Source organism: Bacillus sp. EKM501B (genome assembly GCF_011800505.1).
In the GTDB taxonomy this organism is placed as follows: Bacteria; Bacillota; Bacilli; order Bacillales; family Bacillaceae_G; genus Bacillus_A; species Bacillus_A cereus.
The window spans coordinates 25,118-43,168 of the sequence record NZ_JAALFZ010000028.1; the positions used below are offsets into that span (position 1 = coordinate 25,118).

An 18,051-nucleotide genomic window follows, 5' to 3' on the forward strand; every position below is an offset into this window, starting at 1 on the left:
AAAATACCTTTCTATGTATATTATTTTACAATAAATCACAAAATAGTACGAATATTCTTATATTGTTGTAGTAAGTTTCGTAAAAACTCGTCAACTTGCATCAAGAATATGAAACGATTCTCGCAAAAGGAGAAGAATTGAATTCCATTCGCCCAAAAGAGAAGAACGCCCGCGGAAGACCGAAGCAAAGTCTGGTGCGTAATCTCTTAAATCGATTGAGCACATATCAAAACTCGATTTTGGCATTCCTTCTCTACCCCGCTATTCCATTTGATAATAATCAAGCGGAACGAGATATACGCCCAGTAAACACCCCTTCAAAATGGCAGAAGGCACTTTAGGGTGTCTTTTCTATATGAAAAAAATCCCCGCACAATGTACAGGGATAAAAAAATTTTAAGTCATGGTGAGACAGTTCCTGTTCTAGTCAATCAGGTAGTTTCTATTAAAATAAAACAAAAGGTATGCTTCGAAGAAAAACCTTTGTATTAGAACGGAGGCTCTGTCATGGAGCTATGTTAGAGATACTTATTTTATTTGTTTTGTAAATTATCTTGAATTTGTTGTTCCATATTTTCTAGTGATGTTTTAAGGGAATTACTAGAATTATCGTTATTTGTCTTTTGGAAGTTAGTCGTTTTTTGTTTTTTCGCTACAGAAGAATTTTCATCATCAGAGTAACGTTTTACTGTATTATTATCAATATTAAATTTGCCTTGGTGAGAATTTAAAGGATAATAGATTGTTTCATTAAAACCAAAGAATCCTGGTTTTTGTTGAACTCCAAAAATTAAAACCGATTCATTTTTTTTCGTAATTGGTGCCCCATCAAAAGAAATTTGTACTGGTGTGTTTTTTTCGTTTTCCGATATTTCGAATTTTTCTGGATTATATTCATGTATTTTCCCTTTAGTCGTTATCCCACCGCGCTCTAGTACATGTATGATATCTCCAGTTTTGGCTTTATTGTTAAAACTTTTCGTAACTTGTACTTTTGATTTTGTAAATGTACTTTGATCTTTATCGAAGTAATTTGTTTCAATGATTTTTCCTTCTATTATAATATCAGAACTATTTACTAAATCTTGAACGGAATCATATGTTTTTTTGAAATCTGCATGTGAGTTAACTTCCATTGTGGTATTTGTATTTTTTGTTTTGTTATCAGACTGTTTTGTTTCGGCTAAAATGTTATTACTTTTTTGATTTTCTCCGTTAATTTCATAATTAGAAAAAGCATATAGTCCACTTAGGATTCCTAGCGTTCCAATTCCAATAAGAACTTTTTTCATATTTTATACTTCCTTTCCATTATCTATATAAAGTATTAATCTCTATTAAATTATCGTAAGTAGCCCTATTAACATCTCTATTACTTGGTCCCTGTCTCATAATACTTTGACGGTTAGGTTGGCCATCATGTGCTAGTCCAAAACAATGTCCTATTTCATGTGCCATTACACCTTTTCTATGAAATTCACTTAATTCATTAAAACGAAGATCATTTATTTTAACGGCAGTCCAACTCCAATTTGTTTTCCAAGGCAGAACTTCACCACCGTTTTTGTACATATAGGCTTCTGCTATCGTTTCATCACCGTCAATATATTGTGATTGTGTGTGAAAATCCATACTACTTGAGCTTTTATTGGTTGTATTTTTGAAATCAATAGGTGTAGCTAAAATGTGTCCAGTATGAACCCAATCACTCATTGCTTGATGGATATAAGAAGCTTGTGGTTGAGATAGTTCGGATACCCAATATGATTTATTTGCTACGCCGCCATCCATTTTATATCCCCAATAATCTGCGTGGCTTGATGGTGTGGAAACAAATAAAGTAGAAACACCTCCTAAAACTACGATAGTTGACAGCGTTTTCTTTTTCCATTTCTCAAACATAATATTCCTCCCTAATAATGTAATAATAAGGAAAATAATTCCTATAATGTAGAATAATATCACATTATGTCTGGGGTGTTCTTGAGAAAAATATATTAGAATATTTAAAAATTTTAGTTTTCTATTTGTTGTAAGGTAAAATATTCCTAGTGGGATTTTCGACTTTGTCGATGAATACTCTAAAAATTTTTTGTATTTAAGGAGAATACTATGAAAAAATATATTTTGGTTTTTGTAGTTCTATCTATTTTTTTAATAAGTGGTTGTAGTAAAGAGAGTAGCCTTGTGGATGAAAAAAAGGATGTAATACTAAAACACGAAAAAATCGTTAATCTGAATGAATTTAAGTCTTTTGTTGAAAATGTAAAGCTTGAAAAACCGGATAAGGTGAAAATTGTTTCTTATACTGATGAGGGGGATCCAATTGTAAAAACTTTAAATTATGATGGGAAGGAAATAAGATACTCAATTGATAATTCAAATGATAAGTTTTCAAGTGAAAATAACAAAGAACAGAAAACTGTTTGTAAAAAATTGAATAAAAGACAAGAGAATAGTCAGGTTGTATATTACTTAGATGAATGTTCACAAAAAGATATAGATAATATGCTTTTAAACATTCCAATGGAGGGATAAAAAATACGAGAGTTAGAGAAGGTACTAGCGTTATTGACACTGCGCTGGTATTTCTCCTTCATTATCAAGCTTTTAATCAGACACTGCCCTAGGGTGGATCTCTCCCCGCTAAGCTCGGAAAAAATCTAATATAAAGGCATTTTCATGGATTAAAATAAACGATATTCTATTAAAAAAGCAGTGGCTATTACCACGTGAATCCTTCAGATCAAGGAGGTAAATTCGCTGTATCCGACTCTAGTAAGTAACCTACTAATACAGAAATGATAAAATTCATCAATGCTTATAAAAGTGCAAGCTCTCGTCTCATCAAGAGAGACTTTCCACAAGTGAGAAAGAAACTATGGAAAGAAATGTTTTGGTCAAGAAGTTTTTGCTTACTAACTACTGATGGTTTATCAATAGACGTAGTAAAAAAATATATTGAAAATCAAGGTGAAATGATATGACAAAGCAGAATAAAGTATATAAATTCCATTTGTATCCAACAGAAGAACAAGCACACCTTATGCGTAAAACCTTCGGTTGTGTACATTTCGTGTATAATAGAATGTTAGCTGAACGAAAAGAAGTGTACGAAAAATACAAAGATGATAAGAAACAACTCAAGAAACAAAAGCTTCCCACTCCTGCGAAATACAAAGCAGAATTTCAGTGGTTAAAAGAAGTTGATTCATTAGCATTGGCAAATGCTCAACTAAACTTGCAAACTGCCTATAAAAATTTCTTTCGTGGTCAAAATGACTTCCCAACATTCAAAAGCAAAAAAGACAGAAAGTCTTATTCAACGAATGTAGTGAACGGAAATATTATGTTGTTTAACAGTCATATCAAATTGCCAAAACTGAAAATGGTACGTATCAAGCAGCATAAAGAAATACCACAAGACCATGTAATCAAGTCATGTACGATTTCTATGACACCTACTGGTAAATACTATGTGTCTATCTTGACTAAATACAAAAAAGAGATTGTACAAAAAGAAGTAGAAACAGTTGTGGAATTAGACTTTGCGATGGATCGATTATACGTTAGTTCTGAGGATGAGAGAGCCAATTATCCTAAGTTCTATCTTGAAATGTTAGAACGATTAGCAAAGGCACAACGAGTATTATCAAGAAGAACAAAAGGTTCTATTCGTTGGAATAAACAACGTATCCGTGTAGCTAAGTTACATGAAAAAGTAGCGAACCAACGTAAGAACTTCCTTCATTATAAGTCTAAAGAGTTAGCTACTCATTTTGATGTTATAGCTATTGAAGATCTAAATATGAAAGGAATGTCGCAAGCACTTCATTTTGGAAAAAGTGTCGCTGACAATAGTTGAGGTATGTTCACTTCTTTTTTAGCTTATAAACTACACGAACAAGGCAAACAACTTGTGAAAATAGACAAATAGTTTAATATGTAGCAGTTGTGGAAATGTGAAAAATATGTCATTGTCTGAGCGAGTCTATTCTTGTATATGCGGTGTAAATCTCGATAGAGATTATAACGCAGCTATCAATATCAAAAATGAAGCAATACGCCTATTGGCGTTAGCATAGATAGCAATAAAATAACCCTTGGAACAAGGGAGTTAGCTCGGCTGTCTTAGGACGAATTCGTTAGCTACCAAAAGTAACGACTAACCGAGAAGCCCCTACTTCAAACAGTCCGCTAGGACGTTAAGTGGCGGGTAGTTCACTTGGTTACTATAGTTTGTATCACCATGAAATGTATAAACCTCTTCTATATCAATAAAAATAGAATAAAGAATGTGTAATGAAGTACTCATCCAATTATTATGTGTATCACAATTGGATGGGTACTTTTTTACTTATTCCAAAATAGGGATAAAGCTAAATGCAATGGATAGTTATCAAAAAGCGAGTGTACAAATGTAACAAATGAAATTTCTATCTATAAGTGTGGTTCTTCTATTTAATCAAGGATGATTTAATACTTTCTTAGTTTTGGTTAAGGAAATTTATATACTTAAAGTAAAGGGGGTAATTTTTAATGAAGGGGGAGGAGAATTTGAAAATTTTCAACTCAGTTGCTCCTGCGCAAACAAAAAACGAAGATTTACCATTCGATATTTCCTGGATGACTGATTGGATTACAGACTGGTTTGGTTCTTTGTTTAATGGCGGCAGCGATGTAATAAAAGATGGGGGAGATAAAATAGATGTTGCGGTCCATGCGAGTGTGCCTGCATTTTTTGATGTAATTTTCCTTACTCTTTCTGTAGTAATTTTAATATCATTATTAGTTTTTGGGGCTTCTTTGTGGTTTAAACATATAAAGTGGAAAAAAAGATCTATATATTTTGGAGTAGGTTCATTTATTCTCATACTATTAATAAGGATTCTACCAGTGTTAATGTTGACAACACGTTCTTTTGATTTTCAAACCTTTATGAGTAATATGGTGGGCTTAATTACCTCTATAATTTTAGGAACAGCTGTATTAATGTTTTTGATATCTTTAGCATTAGGTATGCTTTATAAGAAATTTGAACATCCCAAATATGGAAAATGGAGTTCAAGTTTGAGATATAGTTCCATTTTTATATTTGTAATGACATTGTTAGTACCGGCCTTACTGCGCCATTTATAATTTTGGTTTATATAAGGAGATAGAGGAATAGTGAAGGTAACATCTATATTTATTCCTTCTATATATACTAGTACTTATTCTCCTTTAGGTTTCTAATTTAAATCTAATAAGTTAAAAAGCTTTTGGTGTATGAGGTTTTGGTAAGGGAGGATGAGTATTAGTGACTACGTTCATTGTAATGGTTAGTATTTTCTTAATTCTATTCGTAATTGGTCCTAAAGCGACTAAGAGAAAAGAAGAAAAAGATAGAATAGAAAAAGAACATAAGCAGAAAATGGAGGCTTTAGAGAAAGAAAAGTTGGATTTTGATATAAATGGAATCAAAGTAAGGTTACATAAAAAGCCTAAGTTAAAGAAAAGTATATATAAAATAAAGAGTAACAGATAACTTTTTAATTAAAAAGGGAAAGGGATAGAATGGACAACGGGTTTCTTTGAACAAAGTAGGTAGCATCATACCGAACAGATGTAGAAGAGTGATTTAGGGAGTTGGTACAAGGAATATGCGACGAATTAGAAATTATCATTGTCGCTTTAGAGTGTAACAAAGACCATACACATATGTTTTTAAACACGCTGCCAACAATTAGTCCTTTGATATTATGGTAAAAATCAAGGGAGTGACTTCAAAAATTGAGAGAGGAATTTCCTTACCCTAAACATTTTCCAAGTTTATGGGCATGTAGTTATTTTGTATCTACCGCAGGAAATGTATCGAGTGCAACTTTTAAAAAATATGTAGAAAAACAAAAAACAAGGAGCTGAGAAAGGTGCAAATTAAATGTAGTAATTGCGGATTTGAACAATTTATGAAAGACCATAAATTCAACAGAGAATATAGAGATGACTACAATAATGCCTTGTTTGTTCTGTGTGGGAGAAATGCATGTGATACTTCTCAAATTAAAATCCCGAGTGGTTATATCAGAAAAATGATGTGGCTTGGTTCGTGGTCAATTGTAAGAGTTATAACTTTAGACGAATACAAAAGTCTTAAAAGAGCCAGACTTCTTAGGGATTTAGTTGTAGAAAAATATAACAAACTGTAACAGTAAAAATCAAGCTACTTCCTACAAAAGAACAGGCTTTCATCTTAAAGGCTATTGGAAGAGAATATATCTCTACAATCAATGCACTTGTATCTGAAATGGCACAGCAAAGAAAATATATGAAATGAAAGAAGCCATTTGTGATAGAATGGCTCTTTTTGTATTAAAATATTTTCCCATGTTCAGTATTTTGTTGCTTGAAGTGAAACTAAATCTGAAAATAGCTACTAATTCTAGAGTGATACCTAAAACTTGAATTACTTTCTTTATTTTCTTCTGTGAATATTCAAAAATAAGTTTCTCAAGTTAAAATATTGTGAATATATTTATAAATACAAGTATACCGTGATAATATTTGATAAAAGGGGGTAGGAGCAGATGAGTGTTAACCTCATTTCTAACGAAAAAATCACCAAATTATTAAATGACTGGTATCAAGCTATGATTGCACAACGTGTATTACAGTCCGAAAAGATAAAAGAAGATATTGAAAGTAAAATTAATTATATCAAGGAAGATCAAACAATATTAATGTATTACGCTTTACTAAATGCGCGGTACAGCCTTCTAATTCGTGATACGAAGGGTTCGAAAGATATTTTAGACAAAGTTGAACCTTTACCAGACGAAAATGAAACATTTTTAGAGTACTATTATCATTTATTTAAAGCTATTTACGCCATCAATACGGCAAACAATAGTGAAGCAAGGGTTCATTTTGAAGAAGCTGAAAAGCTTCTAGATTACATGCATGATGAAATTGAAAAAGCAGAATTTAATTATTGGGTTGCTGTTTACTACTACCATATAATGAAACCAATTCTAGCAATTCAATATGCTATGAAGGCAAATGAAATATTTATAAATAACGCAGGATATGAACTGAAAATAGCAGCATGTTTAAATACTTTAGGAATGGCAAACATACGACTAAATGAATTTGAAAGTGCAGAAGAATATTTACTTTCAGCATTAGACACTTTCAAAAAATCAGGTGATGAAATTCTAATTAAACGCGTTAAGCATAATTTAGGACTTTTATATGCAAGTCAAAATATGCCAGAGTTAGCAGTTAAACATTTAGAGAATTCATTAGAGAATAACTTTAAAACTATGTTTCTTTTAGCGAGAGAACATTTCAAGCTAGGAAAGCATACTATTGCTAATGAATATATTGAACAAGGTTATAAGCTTAGTGATGTAGGTTATCGTCATCATTTCGAAATCTTAAGGGCATTACATAATAAAGCACCACTCGAAGAATTTGAGAAATTAGTTATAGAAGGTATTTCTTATTTTGAAGCAGAAGAATTATATGAGTGGGTAAAAGAATATGCTTCTCTTTTAGGTGACCAATTCTACAATTCAAAAAATCATGAAAAGGCAAGCAAATATTTACACATTGCTTTAGACGCAGACAAAATAAGCAAAGAAAGAAGGGCGCTAAAATGAAAAAAGCTATCTTATTAATGATGATGTTGTCCACCGTTTTTACTTTTGGTTTTACTAATGTAAAAGACGTACCACAACAAGAATCAATTGAAGTATTTATGGATCATGGGGAGCATATTTAATTTTCTAAAAAGAGGCTAATAAAGTTTTATTTAATCTAATTATTAAACAGAGATCTGAGCGTATTACTGATGCTTGGATCTTTTTTAATAATAGGGATTTGTGAACATAACTATTGGTTGAGTACGGAAATAATGATTGTGGGGGAAAAAGATGAAATGGGGAATAGAAGCAATAAAGAGTTATGAATTAAATTGTAATGACTTAGATCGATATACATTTTTAGGGGAAGAATACCAAAGTACAAACTGGAGTTATTTATCTCTCTCGCATCTTCAAAATTTCTTAGAAACATCATGTTTGGATAGAGATATGATATTAGAACTGCTGCCAATTAATTTTAAAGGAATTGTATGGAAGTCTCTCGAGAGCGAGGACTTGGAATTTCTAAATACTTTAACAAACCCTATTAGATGTTTGGAGATTTTAGATAGATATAACTTAATGGATTCTGCAGCAACTTATAAACCAAGCATGGAATATAAACTGAGATGGTTAAAAGAGCGCTGGGTGAAAGGATATTATATTTTCGCCAACTGTTGAGATAAAGCTTGAATAATAGAAAGGAGGATATATTTGAGAGGACCGACTCATGTAGCAGCAGGGGCAGCATTCGCTTTAATTGGAGACTCTTTTTAAATTTACATGAAAAATAGGGAAGAAATAAGGCACTCGAACAGCTATTTAATGTTTAAGTGCTTTTTTTATGTAGAGTCTACATTTTAATTAATGATGAGATAACTTTATATCTTATTTATACAAATTATGTTATGGTACAATATGTTAATTAAATACAATTTTTTCTAAGGGGATGGGGCATAGTGAAAGCAAAGAAACTAGTAACGTTAGCGATACCATTTATGCTATTGGCAGGTTGTGGTACCGATAAAACAGACGCAAAGCCAAAAGAAAAAGTAGAGTCTAAATCAGAAACTAAGGAAAAGTTATCAAAAGAGCAGTATCCAGTTCGTATGACGGGTTTATCTTCTGAATTAATGAATAAAATTTCTTCTATAACTGAGATAGCATTAGATAAAACGAAGGACGAAAAGGAATTAGTAAAAGGGTTAGTAAAAGAAGAAGCTGAGTTACAAAAGACTATTACTAAGTTTAATAAAATAAAAGCGCCTAAAGAGTATCAAGACTCACATAAAGAAATATTAAAGGCGGTAGACTGTTATAGTAAGGCATATGCAATTCAGGCTAAAATGGCAAAAACGAATGCTAAAGACATAGATAAATCAAAAGCAAAAGAATCAATGGATTTAATCAGAGAAGGTAATGGTTATTGGAAAACTGGTTTCAAACCAGTTGAAGATGCTACAGTAAAAAAAGCAAACGATCTTGGTTTCGGTACAGGAATAAAAACTGATACTCCTTCAACTTCTAAGTCCGATGATGATAATGTGCAAATATCCGCAGACGGTAAAGAGTTATTTGGCACGTGGGGTAGTTACAGAGGTTCTGAGTTTCATAAAGGTTTAGACCTTAGAGAAGATAATTCATTCACGGCTTATGATGATACTGGTAAGTCTTCTTATGAAGATAACCATATGACAGGTACGTGGTTATATAATGCAGACAAGAAGCAAGTAACTATGATTCCTACTGAATTTGTTAAAGACGGTAAGAAGATAGATGCTAGACAAATGAATGCAGTAGTAGATTATACTGTTGAGTTTTTCAGAGCAGGTTCTTTAAGAATGGTAGATAGTAATGGGAACAAATTAGAAGTAGAAAGGCAGAAGTAAAATTGAAATAAAGTCGAACTGTCTATAAAAAAGCTGAACCACTAGATTCCTTTGTATAAAGGGATCTCTTTTGTGCTTATTTTTAATTACAATGTTCTTATAGGGTAATACTTTTGTTACAAGTAATGAGGTAAAAGACGAAAGAGGTGTGGATTTGAAATAAAGTTTAATCGTTTTGAAAATTTATTTCCAACCAACAATATTACTAATATGTATCAGCGTAAAAATTACTTAAATAAATTCCAAACAAAAAACTCTTTAAAATTATTACAGAGTTTTTTGTTGACTTTTCATTTGCTATTTACTTGGTGATAAAGTCAAATCTTCAAATTTCTTTTTAATAGCTGAAGTCGTTGCCTTAAATTTATATTCATCACCATCTTTATTTACTCCAAATACAATTGGATCTTTCCCATCTTTTTCTAAACTAATTTCATCTTTGTTAATCTTATTGGCTTCGAACAAGGGATGGCAGGAAGCCATCTTAATTGTTGGACATACAGAAAGTGTAACTTCACTATCTATCGAGTGTGTGTTTGGTGCATAATAGTCATACACCGAAATGGATGTGAATTAACTGATGATTAATAAAGCCTATAAGTTTCGTATCTATCCAAATTAAGCACAAGCTATTCTAATCAATAAAACGATCGGTTGTTTTCGCTTTGTATTCAATCATTTCCTATCCCTATAGGCTCACGCATGCAAAGAAACGCAAAAAGGTTGACATATGATTGACGTTTAACAAATCACTTGATAATATATTAGGTATCTAACATGTTAGTGGGTGATTTTTTGTCTTTATATGAACAAGTTAAACGCATTAATGAAGCTGAATATACAATAAACCGTTTGATATATAAACATTACAAGCAATATTTAAATATTGGCATTACAACACAACAAGCAGTTGTATTAGATATTGTATATTTAGCGAAACGTATTACGGTCGGTGAAATTGCGATTGAAATGAATATAAGCTCCAGCGCAGTTAGCCAATTAATAGCGAAATTGGAAAAGAATCAATATATTAAAAGGGAAATTAATCTTCAAAATCGACGTGAAATATATATAACGTTAGATGAAAAAGGATTAGAGTATTTTTCGAAACAAGATTATGTAGAACAGCAAATTGCAGATAAAATTTACAGCAAACTTTCATCAAAAGAGCTAGACGAATTTGAAAGAATTGTTGATAAATTAAGGGGGATTGTGATGAAGGAATTATAAAAATCCCTTCATGCCTAATATGTTAGATATCTAATTTGTTTAGGGGGCTAAAGTATGAGGGGTTTACTTGAAACTATCGCTTTTAACGGTGCAGTTTATTATGAAAAAAACGGTCAAATCAAGCAGTATTTTCATGGTTATCAAGAACTCGAAAAGAAGCACCTTATTAACAAAAATACACAATTTAATCTAGCATCATTAAGTAAAATGTTTACAGCGGTAATGACGTTTCAGCTAATCGAAAAAGGACAGCTACAGTTAGAAGATAAAATTACATGTTGGTTTAACGTACCATATTTTACAGAAGTAACAGTTGCAGAATTACTTACACACACATCTGGTATTCCAGAGTATATCACAGACGATTTAACAATAAGTGTTGAAACATTTATCGAAGGAGTGCTACCACAAAATACATCAAATGAGCATTGGTCTTATAGTAATACAAATTATGTTTTACTTGCCAAAATAATTGAAAAAGTGAGTGGTTTATCGTATGAAACGTATTTGCAACAATATATTGCAGAGCCATTAAATCTTACTCATATGACCACGCAACCTATAAAGCAATCTGTAGCGCAAGGTCAAACGTTTAATTATGAGAAGCAACAATATAAAAATGTGCTTGATGACCCATATTTACACGAAATCGAAAAATATAATGATCAATATGGTGACGGTGGTATTTATGCAACAGTCGCAGAGGTAGCGAAGTTTTTAAAAGCATTTTGGCAAGGGCAGTACATTAGCAAAGAGATTGTTCAATTTATGTTAACACCGACAGAAGTCACTAATAATTATAGTTATGGCTTTATCATTCAAAATGAGTGGGTTGGTCATACAGGTGGATGGCTTGGTTGCTCAGCACAAGCTTTTATAAATATATCTACAGGGGAAGTAATTGTGTTAGCGACGAATCAAGAAGTGTTTCCTCAATATGAACAAGAAATTATGAATTACTTAATGGGAATACAATATGCTGTAGAAGCACCAAAATATGTGATGACTTTACCGCTCACTATTAAAGATGATATTACGGGTTGCTATGAATTAGCAGATGGACTTGGCACAAGATTTACAATTAAAAAGGATGTACAATTTATGATTTCATTTGAACATCAGTTGTCTGTCCCACTTTTTAAAATAGATGAGTCATATTATTGGATACGTAATACGATGAGTTATGTAGATGATGCGAAGCATTTATTTATCGATGAAGGTATTGAAATACCATATCAAAAAGTTAATTGATATGGTCAGGAAGGTTCTGTTGTGAACTACTCGCCACTTAGCAAAGCTTGAAGTGGGAGCTTCTCAGTTCTACAAAGAAATTAACCTTTCGATTCCCTGAGCGATACTTCGGGGTATTACACCTAGATTTCCAATGCATGGACGCTCTTGTGGTAAGGTTGATATTTTACAAAGGAACCACATGGCTTAGTTTTAGCACTCTATTTTCTTCCTATAACCTCTTATATCAAGTTATTAAAGAACTTCATATAGCTTGTTTATCAAAAGTTTTTGGCTTTGCCAAAACGAAATTCAGCTCCCATCTATCGTTGGGTTACGCCCTTCACACGCTTGAGGAAGGAGAGTTCTTTCGGGGAATAAGTAAAATATCACATGTATAATTCTCCTTTTGCCTTTTTCTAGAGTGTTGCCTCAGTTAGACAACTTTTCAACAGAATTTTCAAAGTTATCCATATGATCAAAAAAGAACAGATGGATTTGCAGGATTAGTCTATCCAAAAGTGGGAGGTGTTCATTCATTAAAAGTTTGAACTTACAGTATAGGTTTCGATACCATTAGGAATCTACTAGCATTTGTAATCTTTTTCATGTATTTGCACCAAAATCCATTATTATAAGTAAATATGGTACAAAAATGATAAAACTCTTTTAAGGGAAATAATAAAGATTGACGGTTTATAAGTCACCTGCTAACATATTAGTTACCTAACATATTAGTTGCTTAATATATTAGTTATCTAACGTATTAGCGGGTGATTTTTTGTCTTTATATGAACAAGTTAAGCGTATTAATGAAGCTACATATACAATAGACCGTCTGATATTTAAACATTATAAACAATATTTAAATATCGGTATTACAACACAACAGGCGGTTGTATTAGATATTGTGTACGTGGCTAAGCGCAGTACGGTCGGCGAAATTGCGATGGAAATGAATATAAGCTCTAGTGCAGTTAGCCAACTGATTGCAAAATTAGAAAAGAATCAATATATCAAACGAGAAATTAATCTACAAAATCGACGTGAAATATTTATAACGTTAGATGAAAAAGGAGTGGAGTATTTTTCAAAGCAAGATTATGTAAAACAGCAAGTCTCAGATAAAATTTACAGCAAACTTACATCAAAAGATGTAGATGAATTAGAGCGTATTGTTGAAAAATTAAAGGAGATCGCGATGAAGGAATTATAATGATCTTTTTATGTTTAATTTGTTAGATGTCTAATTCTTTTAGGTTATTAACAAGTGAAGGTTTACTTGAAAATATTACGTTTACTTGTGCTATGTATCATGAAAGAAATAGATAAATCATGTTATTAAGAAATTACAAAGCAGCATCTTATTAAGGAAAATACACGATTTAATCTAGCATTATTAAATAAATATCTACAGCGGGGCATTCTAGCTAATCGAAAAAGGGCAGCTACGGTTAAAGATAAAATTATAAGTTGGTTTAACGTACAGCATTGTACAGAAGTGAGAGTGGCAGAATTACTTATACATCCGGTATTTTAGAGTATATTGCGAAAGATTTCATAATAAGTGTTAAATAATTTAATAGTCTTGTAGTTTTCTATTATAAATGGGATACAAGATTGCTAACATTATTTAAATTACATCATAAAAAAGTTGTATAGTGTCATAAATCTAGCTTTGAAATAAAGTCATTATGTATATAAACAAATGTGATGTTTAGAAAAAGTTTCTCAATCTTCATTTCCAATTAATTCGTTTACAAAATTACCTACATATGCTAATTTAATGGAGCTGAAGTAATAATATGGAAAAATAGTGATGTAGTAACTCTGAATTGAAAAATGAAGTAAATTATTTGGGAACTATGTTAGAAACTATCGTTGGTGTCATGAATGGTGTATCTGTATAATCAAACGATACATTGAATAATACCCCGTATAAAAATGTATTGAGTCAAGGTATAAATTCTGAGTAGGATTTTCTACTATTGAAAGATGAATTATCAGAATTGATGAAATTCAAAATCTTAATTCTTAAAATGAAAATCTATAATTTAATAGTTTCTCAAAGCAAAAAGAATTAGTATCAAAAATTACAAAAGTAGAAAATAGATAGAGCAAACTGTAGAAATTGAATTATTAAACGTTAGTATGTACGTTGGTTTTCAAAAAGGAGACTCTATTGAAGTAGAGGAAGGTGGTTCTATAGTTAGTTATAATAAAAATGAGATAACACAGATATTCTACCGTTGTTTCGCTTAACGGCATTTATAAAAAAGTTTAAAGAAATGCCATTTTTAAACTTTTTTATGAAGGGAATTCTATATCACGAAAAACTGACTATACATTTTGCATATTCAATTGGTGTGTGATTGCCAAATACTGAGTTGATTCTCTTTGAATTATAGAAGAATACAATATACTCAAAAAGTGATTTTTTACTTTACTCATTGTTTTATACTTCGTTTGATAAACAAGTTCTTGATTAAGAATGCGGTGAAGGTATGTGATACAAGCATTAATTGTAATAGTTTCTTTTGCGGTTCAAGTTGCCTATCAATTTATATTGTTTTAATAGTTTTGATAATCACTGGAAGCATACTGAATACTATACTCACTTGTTCTTTTTCAATTTTGATATTTCTATATATTTGGTTGAATTCTTGGGGGCTTGAAATGTTTTGCGCATAAGTTTTTGGTCGGTATAGCCATTTGGAATAAATACATTTAGAAATTCTCAGACTTTGCAGATCTTCTTCACTCAATATTGGGAGCGATGATGGTGAATAAATTCTAAATTAATCGAGTACTATGTCAGAATTAGTGCATCGCCTTTTTTAGAATTCTATTTTCCTCTTCGAGATTATTTAATTACTTTTGTAATGCTCTTAGTTCAGTACCTGAGGTAGAAATTTACTTCAAGTTGTTCGCTATTCTTTTTAATTCAACTATATAAGGGATTCACAATTAATCCAGTTTCTCGAATTAATTGTGCCACGGGTTTATTGTTCTCTAGAATATACTTTACTGTTTCTTTTTTATGTTGCATTATGACATTTTCCATTTGCTTTTTCCATATAAACACCACATTATTGTTATATTTTTTAGTAAAACAATATAGGGCTGCCTTTTAGTCTAGTATCAAGCCTAAAAGCATAAATTTATTACTATTTAATGTCTGTATATTCTTATAAAATCTAACGAAGGGCAGGTATAAATACTTATGGATCATGTGTTTTTTGAAGAGCTGAGCTTTATTATATGTAACATGAAAAAGTATAAAGATGAATTAAGATCAATCCTTATGGAAGTCAGCACGATTGAAAGTGCTGAGTATGAAATTAGTTCTAGCATTAATGTTCTGGAGCAAGCAACAAAGGAACTGAAATATATGAAAAGAGATATAGTTGAAAAAGTAGCAATCTTCTATCCAACTAACTCTATTCTATATTCTTATATGTTATATGCAATTATTCCAAGCTATTACTGTAAAAGTATTTTCTTAAGACCGTCCACATTATCTCATTCTACTACGTTAAAAATTCATAATTTTTTTAATAAATATTCTAATTTGAATGTAAAAATTGAACCTATTGGATATGCAGAATTTAAAAAGAAAACATCTGATGCAGAAGTGGTAGTATTTACAGGTAATTATCATAATAGCCTATCTGTTCAAAAGGACTATCCTGGCGCGCTCTTTCTATTTTTTGGTTCCGGCTTAAATCCTTTTTTCATAGGCGCTGAAGCTGATATCGAATATGCTGCTGGAAAAGCTGTAGAGGCTCGAGTGTTCAATTCTGGTCAGGATTGCATGTGTCCGGATTTATTTTTTATCCACAGAAGTCAAAAAAAAAGGTTCGTCAAATGCTTGTTGCAGCAGTTAAATGAGATGAAAATGTCTGGACGAATGAGTGACAAGGTCAAAAACAGTAATTATAAAGAGCTAGTGCTGCAGGCTGAGATATTTCTTACTGATTATCAAGAAAAAATTGTATATGGAGGCCAAGTGGATATAGATAAGAGTTGGATTGAACCTACTGTTTTGGTTTCCGATATGGATGATATGCCGCGATATGAGGAGCACTTTACCCCGATTTTTAATGTTGTTTCCTATCATGATGCGTCTGAGGTACTCAATTGGCTTATGGATGCAAAACGCTTGGAATCGTCATTTGGTGTATCTGTTTTTGGGAATACAGATTTAATCGGGCCATTAAAAAAACATTATACAGTTGCCCTTAACAAAACACTTTTTGATATGGAATGTGGCCATCAGCCTTTTGGTGGTTATGGTCCAAAGGCAAGTTATGTGAAATACAACGACTGCATGGAAAGCAGGCCAATTTTAATTTCTAAAGAAGTCAACCGAGTATTTAATCAATATATAATGCAGGTTAATTAAAAATTAGGGGGAGTTGTTTTTGTTCACTTCTATATGGGATTTTTATGCATATTTATTAAAAAATTCAAATATTAAAAAGGTCTTTGCTATGGTGGGAGAAGGCGAAGGTCTTCTAGAATCTGCACACTTAGCCAATATGGATGTGTATACATCGAAAGACCAAAGAATTGCAGCAAGTATGGCTATGGGGTATTCTCAAGCCTCAGGTAAACCGGTCGTTTATGCGACAAGCCCCGGTCCAGGACTTGTGAATGGATTAACGGCAGTGTTGGAGTCTTTTTCTGCGTGTGTTCCTCTGATTATCATTTCTGCAGGGACATCGAGAACATCCATTGGAACAGGAGCTTTTCAAGAACTCAACAGTATCGAATTGATGAAAGCTATCACAAAATGGCAGTATAGGGTTGAACACGAAGATCAAGCAGAGTGGGCGCTAAAAAGAGCGGTACATATGGCTATAAATGGAAAGCCTGGACCGGTTTATTTAGAAATACCAAATGATCTGGAGCAACAGCGGTATGAGCAGCCCTCTTCATTGATTCAAAAAGAGCCGATTGTCATGTGCCCACATCCACAACAGATAAGCTTGACTGCAGAGATCTTAACGAGATCAAAACGACCGGTGTTTATCGCAGGAGGAGGTTGTCAAAATAATTCTTTGTTAGGTCAATCTCTTTTGACCTTGGCTGAAAAATTTCAGGCCGCCGTGTTTACCACTGCTTCTGGTAGGGGGATTGTGAATGAGCAGCATCCACATGTATTTGGCAATATAGGTCTTTATGCTTTGCCAGAAGCAAAGGAATTATTGAGGGAAGGGGATGTCTTTCTGGCTTTTGGCACGCAACTTGAAGAAACAGCTTTAATGGGTTGGAAAGATATTGCAGATGAAAATTTGTTTATACATATCGATTGTGATTACCAAAGTTTGAGAAAGTCCGTTGATGAAGATGTGAGCATCTTAGGTGACGTTTCCTTAACTGTGCAGCAGCTGCTGGAACATGAGGAGAATGAAGGATCGAAGCGACATCCATGGCTAGAGAGACAGAGGCGGGTCAAATATCAGCTCACTAGCGAATGGACTAAATCTGATTTTTCAAAGCACCCTGTCAGAGCTGCTTATCATATATTGTCACAGAACATGGAAGGAAATAACATTTTGGTTCAGGATAACGGACTTCATGATATATGGGGCTATTCCTATCCTATTTTTATTAATCAATTGGGAAGAACTCTTGTACCTGGCGAACAAACTGCCCTTGGTGTGCCAATGGGGGCAAGCATCGGAGCTAAATTAGCTCAGCCTGAATCCACCATTATTACGTTTATTGGAGATGGCTCATTTGAAATGGGAAAAGGGGCATTAGATGCAGCATACGAGCTGGGTTTGGGTATGATTTATATCGTTATTAATAATGGAGGCTATTCGTGGCCGCGATTTAATCAACAAAAAATGAATGTTTCTATTGGATGTGATTTTAGAGAGCATCAATGGGCTCATGCGATTCAATCTCTTCAAGGAGCTTTTTACTCTCCAACTAATGAAGAAGAATTCAAAAATGCTATTTGTGAAGCTAAAGAGCAATGTAAACAGGGGAAACTGTCCTTAATTGAAATATGCATAGACTGGAAAACGGATATTCCATATACAGTACAACAGGAGTATGGGGTGTAGGGC

General features: G+C 32.5%; 17 protein-coding genes and 6 pseudogenes. 18 read left to right on the top strand and 5 right to left on the bottom strand.

Going from position 1 to position 18,051, the window contains the following annotated elements; all coding sequences use genetic code 11:
* Window positions 1-90: 90 nt before the first annotated feature.
* Complete coding sequence (locus HFD78_RS29730) at window positions 91-246, bottom strand: hypothetical protein (protein WP_179863132.1); 156 nt, start codon at window positions 244-246, stop codon at window positions 91-93.
* Between HFD78_RS29730 and HFD78_RS27020 the strand changes: the two genes are divergently transcribed.
* Window positions 195-341, top strand: coding sequence for an IS66 family transposase (locus tag HFD78_RS27020; protein WP_232293939.1), 147 nt, complete (start codon window positions 195-197; stop codon window positions 339-341). The two genes, HFD78_RS29730 and HFD78_RS27020, sit on opposite strands and share 52 nt — an antisense overlap.
* Window positions 342-533: 192 nt before the next feature.
* On the opposite strand, the gene HFD78_RS27025 is transcribed toward HFD78_RS27020, so the two are convergent.
* Entirely contained in the window at window positions 534-1,292 is a 759-nt protein-coding gene (locus HFD78_RS27025; RefSeq protein WP_000756632.1) for a hypothetical protein, read from the bottom strand.
* Window positions 1,293-1,311: 19 nt separating this feature from the next.
* Entirely contained in the window at window positions 1,312-1,902 is a 591-nt protein-coding gene (locus HFD78_RS27030) for a matrixin family metalloprotease (protein ID WP_000462217.1), read from the bottom strand.
* Window positions 1,903-2,112: 210 nt separating this feature from the next.
* On the opposite strand from HFD78_RS27030, the gene HFD78_RS27035 reads away from it, so the two are divergent.
* The 11 genes and pseudogenes from HFD78_RS27035 to HFD78_RS27080 all read left to right on the top strand — a co-directional run bounded on the left by HFD78_RS27035 (window position 2,113) and on the right by HFD78_RS27080 (window position 9,511).
* Window positions 2,113-2,538: a DUF4362 domain-containing protein gene (locus HFD78_RS27035; protein ID WP_000760020.1), complete on the top strand. Its 426-nt coding sequence runs from the start codon at window positions 2,113-2,115 to the stop codon at window positions 2,536-2,538.
* 254 nt (window positions 2,539-2,792) lie between these two features.
* Window positions 2,793-2,987: pseudogene (locus HFD78_RS27040) on the top strand (transposase); the annotation flags it as partial.
* A pseudogene (locus tag HFD78_RS27045) lies at window positions 2,984-4,085 on the top strand (RNA-guided endonuclease TnpB family protein). The pseudogenes HFD78_RS27040 and HFD78_RS27045, both read left to right, overlap by 4 nt.
* Before the next feature lie 454 nt (window positions 4,086-4,539).
* Window positions 4,540-5,139 (top strand): hypothetical protein, encoded by a 600-nt coding sequence (locus HFD78_RS27050; protein WP_000675540.1) that lies wholly within the window; start codon window positions 4,540-4,542, stop codon window positions 5,137-5,139.
* Window positions 5,140-5,299: 160 nt separating this feature from the next.
* Window positions 5,300-5,527 (top strand): hypothetical protein, encoded by a 228-nt coding sequence (locus tag HFD78_RS27055; RefSeq protein WP_000206464.1) that lies wholly within the window; start codon window positions 5,300-5,302, stop codon window positions 5,525-5,527.
* Window positions 5,528-5,628: 101 nt separating this feature from the next.
* Window positions 5,629-5,904 (top strand): annotated as a pseudogene (gene tnpA, locus HFD78_RS27060) (IS200/IS605 family transposase).
* A gap of 292 nt (window positions 5,905-6,196) precedes the next feature.
* Window positions 6,197-6,313, top strand: a pseudogene (locus tag HFD78_RS30175) (RNA-guided endonuclease TnpB family protein); the annotation flags it as partial.
* Window positions 6,314-6,566: 253 nt separating this feature from the next.
* Window positions 6,567-7,640 carry a response regulator aspartate phosphatase gene (locus HFD78_RS27065; RefSeq protein WP_000115742.1) on the top strand — a complete coding sequence of 358 codons (1,074 nt, stop codon included), beginning with the start codon at window positions 6,567-6,569 and terminating at the stop codon, window positions 7,638-7,640.
* Window positions 7,637-7,762 carry a hypothetical protein gene (locus HFD78_RS27070; protein WP_000709206.1) on the top strand — a complete coding sequence of 42 codons (126 nt, stop codon included), beginning with the start codon at window positions 7,637-7,639 and terminating at the stop codon, window positions 7,760-7,762. The genes HFD78_RS27065 and HFD78_RS27070 overlap by 4 nt, the downstream gene beginning before the upstream one ends.
* A gap of 151 nt (window positions 7,763-7,913) precedes the next feature.
* The gene (locus tag HFD78_RS27075) at window positions 7,914-8,303 is read left to right on the top strand and encodes a hypothetical protein (protein ID WP_000870990.1); all 390 of its coding nucleotides are present in this window, start codon (window positions 7,914-7,916) and stop codon (window positions 8,301-8,303) included.
* A gap of 278 nt (window positions 8,304-8,581) precedes the next feature.
* On the top strand, window positions 8,582-9,511 hold the full coding sequence (locus tag HFD78_RS27080; RefSeq protein WP_000644864.1) for a DUF3994 domain-containing protein: 930 nt from the start codon (window positions 8,582-8,584) through the stop codon (window positions 9,509-9,511).
* Window positions 9,512-9,808: 297 nt separating this feature from the next.
* On the opposite strand, the gene HFD78_RS27085 is transcribed toward HFD78_RS27080, so the two are convergent.
* Window positions 9,809-9,976 carry a hypothetical protein gene (locus HFD78_RS27085; RefSeq protein ID WP_000460997.1) on the bottom strand — a complete coding sequence of 56 codons (168 nt, stop codon included), beginning with the start codon at window positions 9,974-9,976 and terminating at the stop codon, window positions 9,809-9,811.
* Between the two features lie 115 nt (window positions 9,977-10,091).
* On the opposite strand from HFD78_RS27085, the pseudogene HFD78_RS27090 reads away from it, so the two are divergent.
* The 4 genes and pseudogenes from HFD78_RS27090 to HFD78_RS27105 all read left to right on the top strand — a co-directional run.
* Window positions 10,092-10,202 (top strand): annotated as a pseudogene (locus HFD78_RS27090) (helix-turn-helix domain-containing protein); the annotation flags it as partial.
* A gap of 104 nt (window positions 10,203-10,306) precedes the next feature.
* A complete protein-coding gene (locus HFD78_RS27095; RefSeq protein WP_000061082.1) occupies window positions 10,307-10,741 on the top strand; it encodes a MarR family winged helix-turn-helix transcriptional regulator in 435 nt (144 codons plus the stop codon).
* Window positions 10,742-10,795: 54 nt separating this feature from the next.
* Window positions 10,796-11,992, top strand: a complete 1,197-nt coding sequence (locus HFD78_RS27100; RefSeq protein ID WP_001214685.1) for a serine hydrolase domain-containing protein — start codon at window positions 10,796-10,798, stop codon at window positions 11,990-11,992.
* A 760-nt stretch (window positions 11,993-12,752) separates the two neighbouring features.
* Window positions 12,753-13,187, top strand: coding sequence for a MarR family winged helix-turn-helix transcriptional regulator (locus tag HFD78_RS27105; RefSeq protein ID WP_000061084.1), 435 nt, complete (start codon window positions 12,753-12,755; stop codon window positions 13,185-13,187).
* A 1,110-nt stretch (window positions 13,188-14,297) separates the two neighbouring features.
* Here the strand turns inward: HFD78_RS27105 and HFD78_RS30180 are convergent.
* Window positions 14,298-14,402 (bottom strand): annotated as a pseudogene (locus HFD78_RS30180) (hypothetical protein); the annotation flags it as partial.
* A 792-nt stretch (window positions 14,403-15,194) separates the two neighbouring features.
* Here HFD78_RS30180 and HFD78_RS27115 point away from each other — a divergent pair.
* Together HFD78_RS27115 and HFD78_RS27120 are read left to right on the top strand one after the other, a co-directional pair.
* Window positions 15,195-16,376, top strand: a complete 1,182-nt coding sequence (locus HFD78_RS27115) for an aldehyde dehydrogenase family protein (protein ID WP_000350128.1) — start codon at window positions 15,195-15,197, stop codon at window positions 16,374-16,376.
* 19 nt (window positions 16,377-16,395) lie between these two features.
* Complete coding sequence (locus tag HFD78_RS27120; RefSeq protein ID WP_000495214.1) at window positions 16,396-18,048, top strand: thiamine pyrophosphate-binding protein; 1,653 nt, start codon at window positions 16,396-16,398, stop codon at window positions 18,046-18,048.
* Window positions 18,049-18,051: the final 3 nt, after the last annotated feature.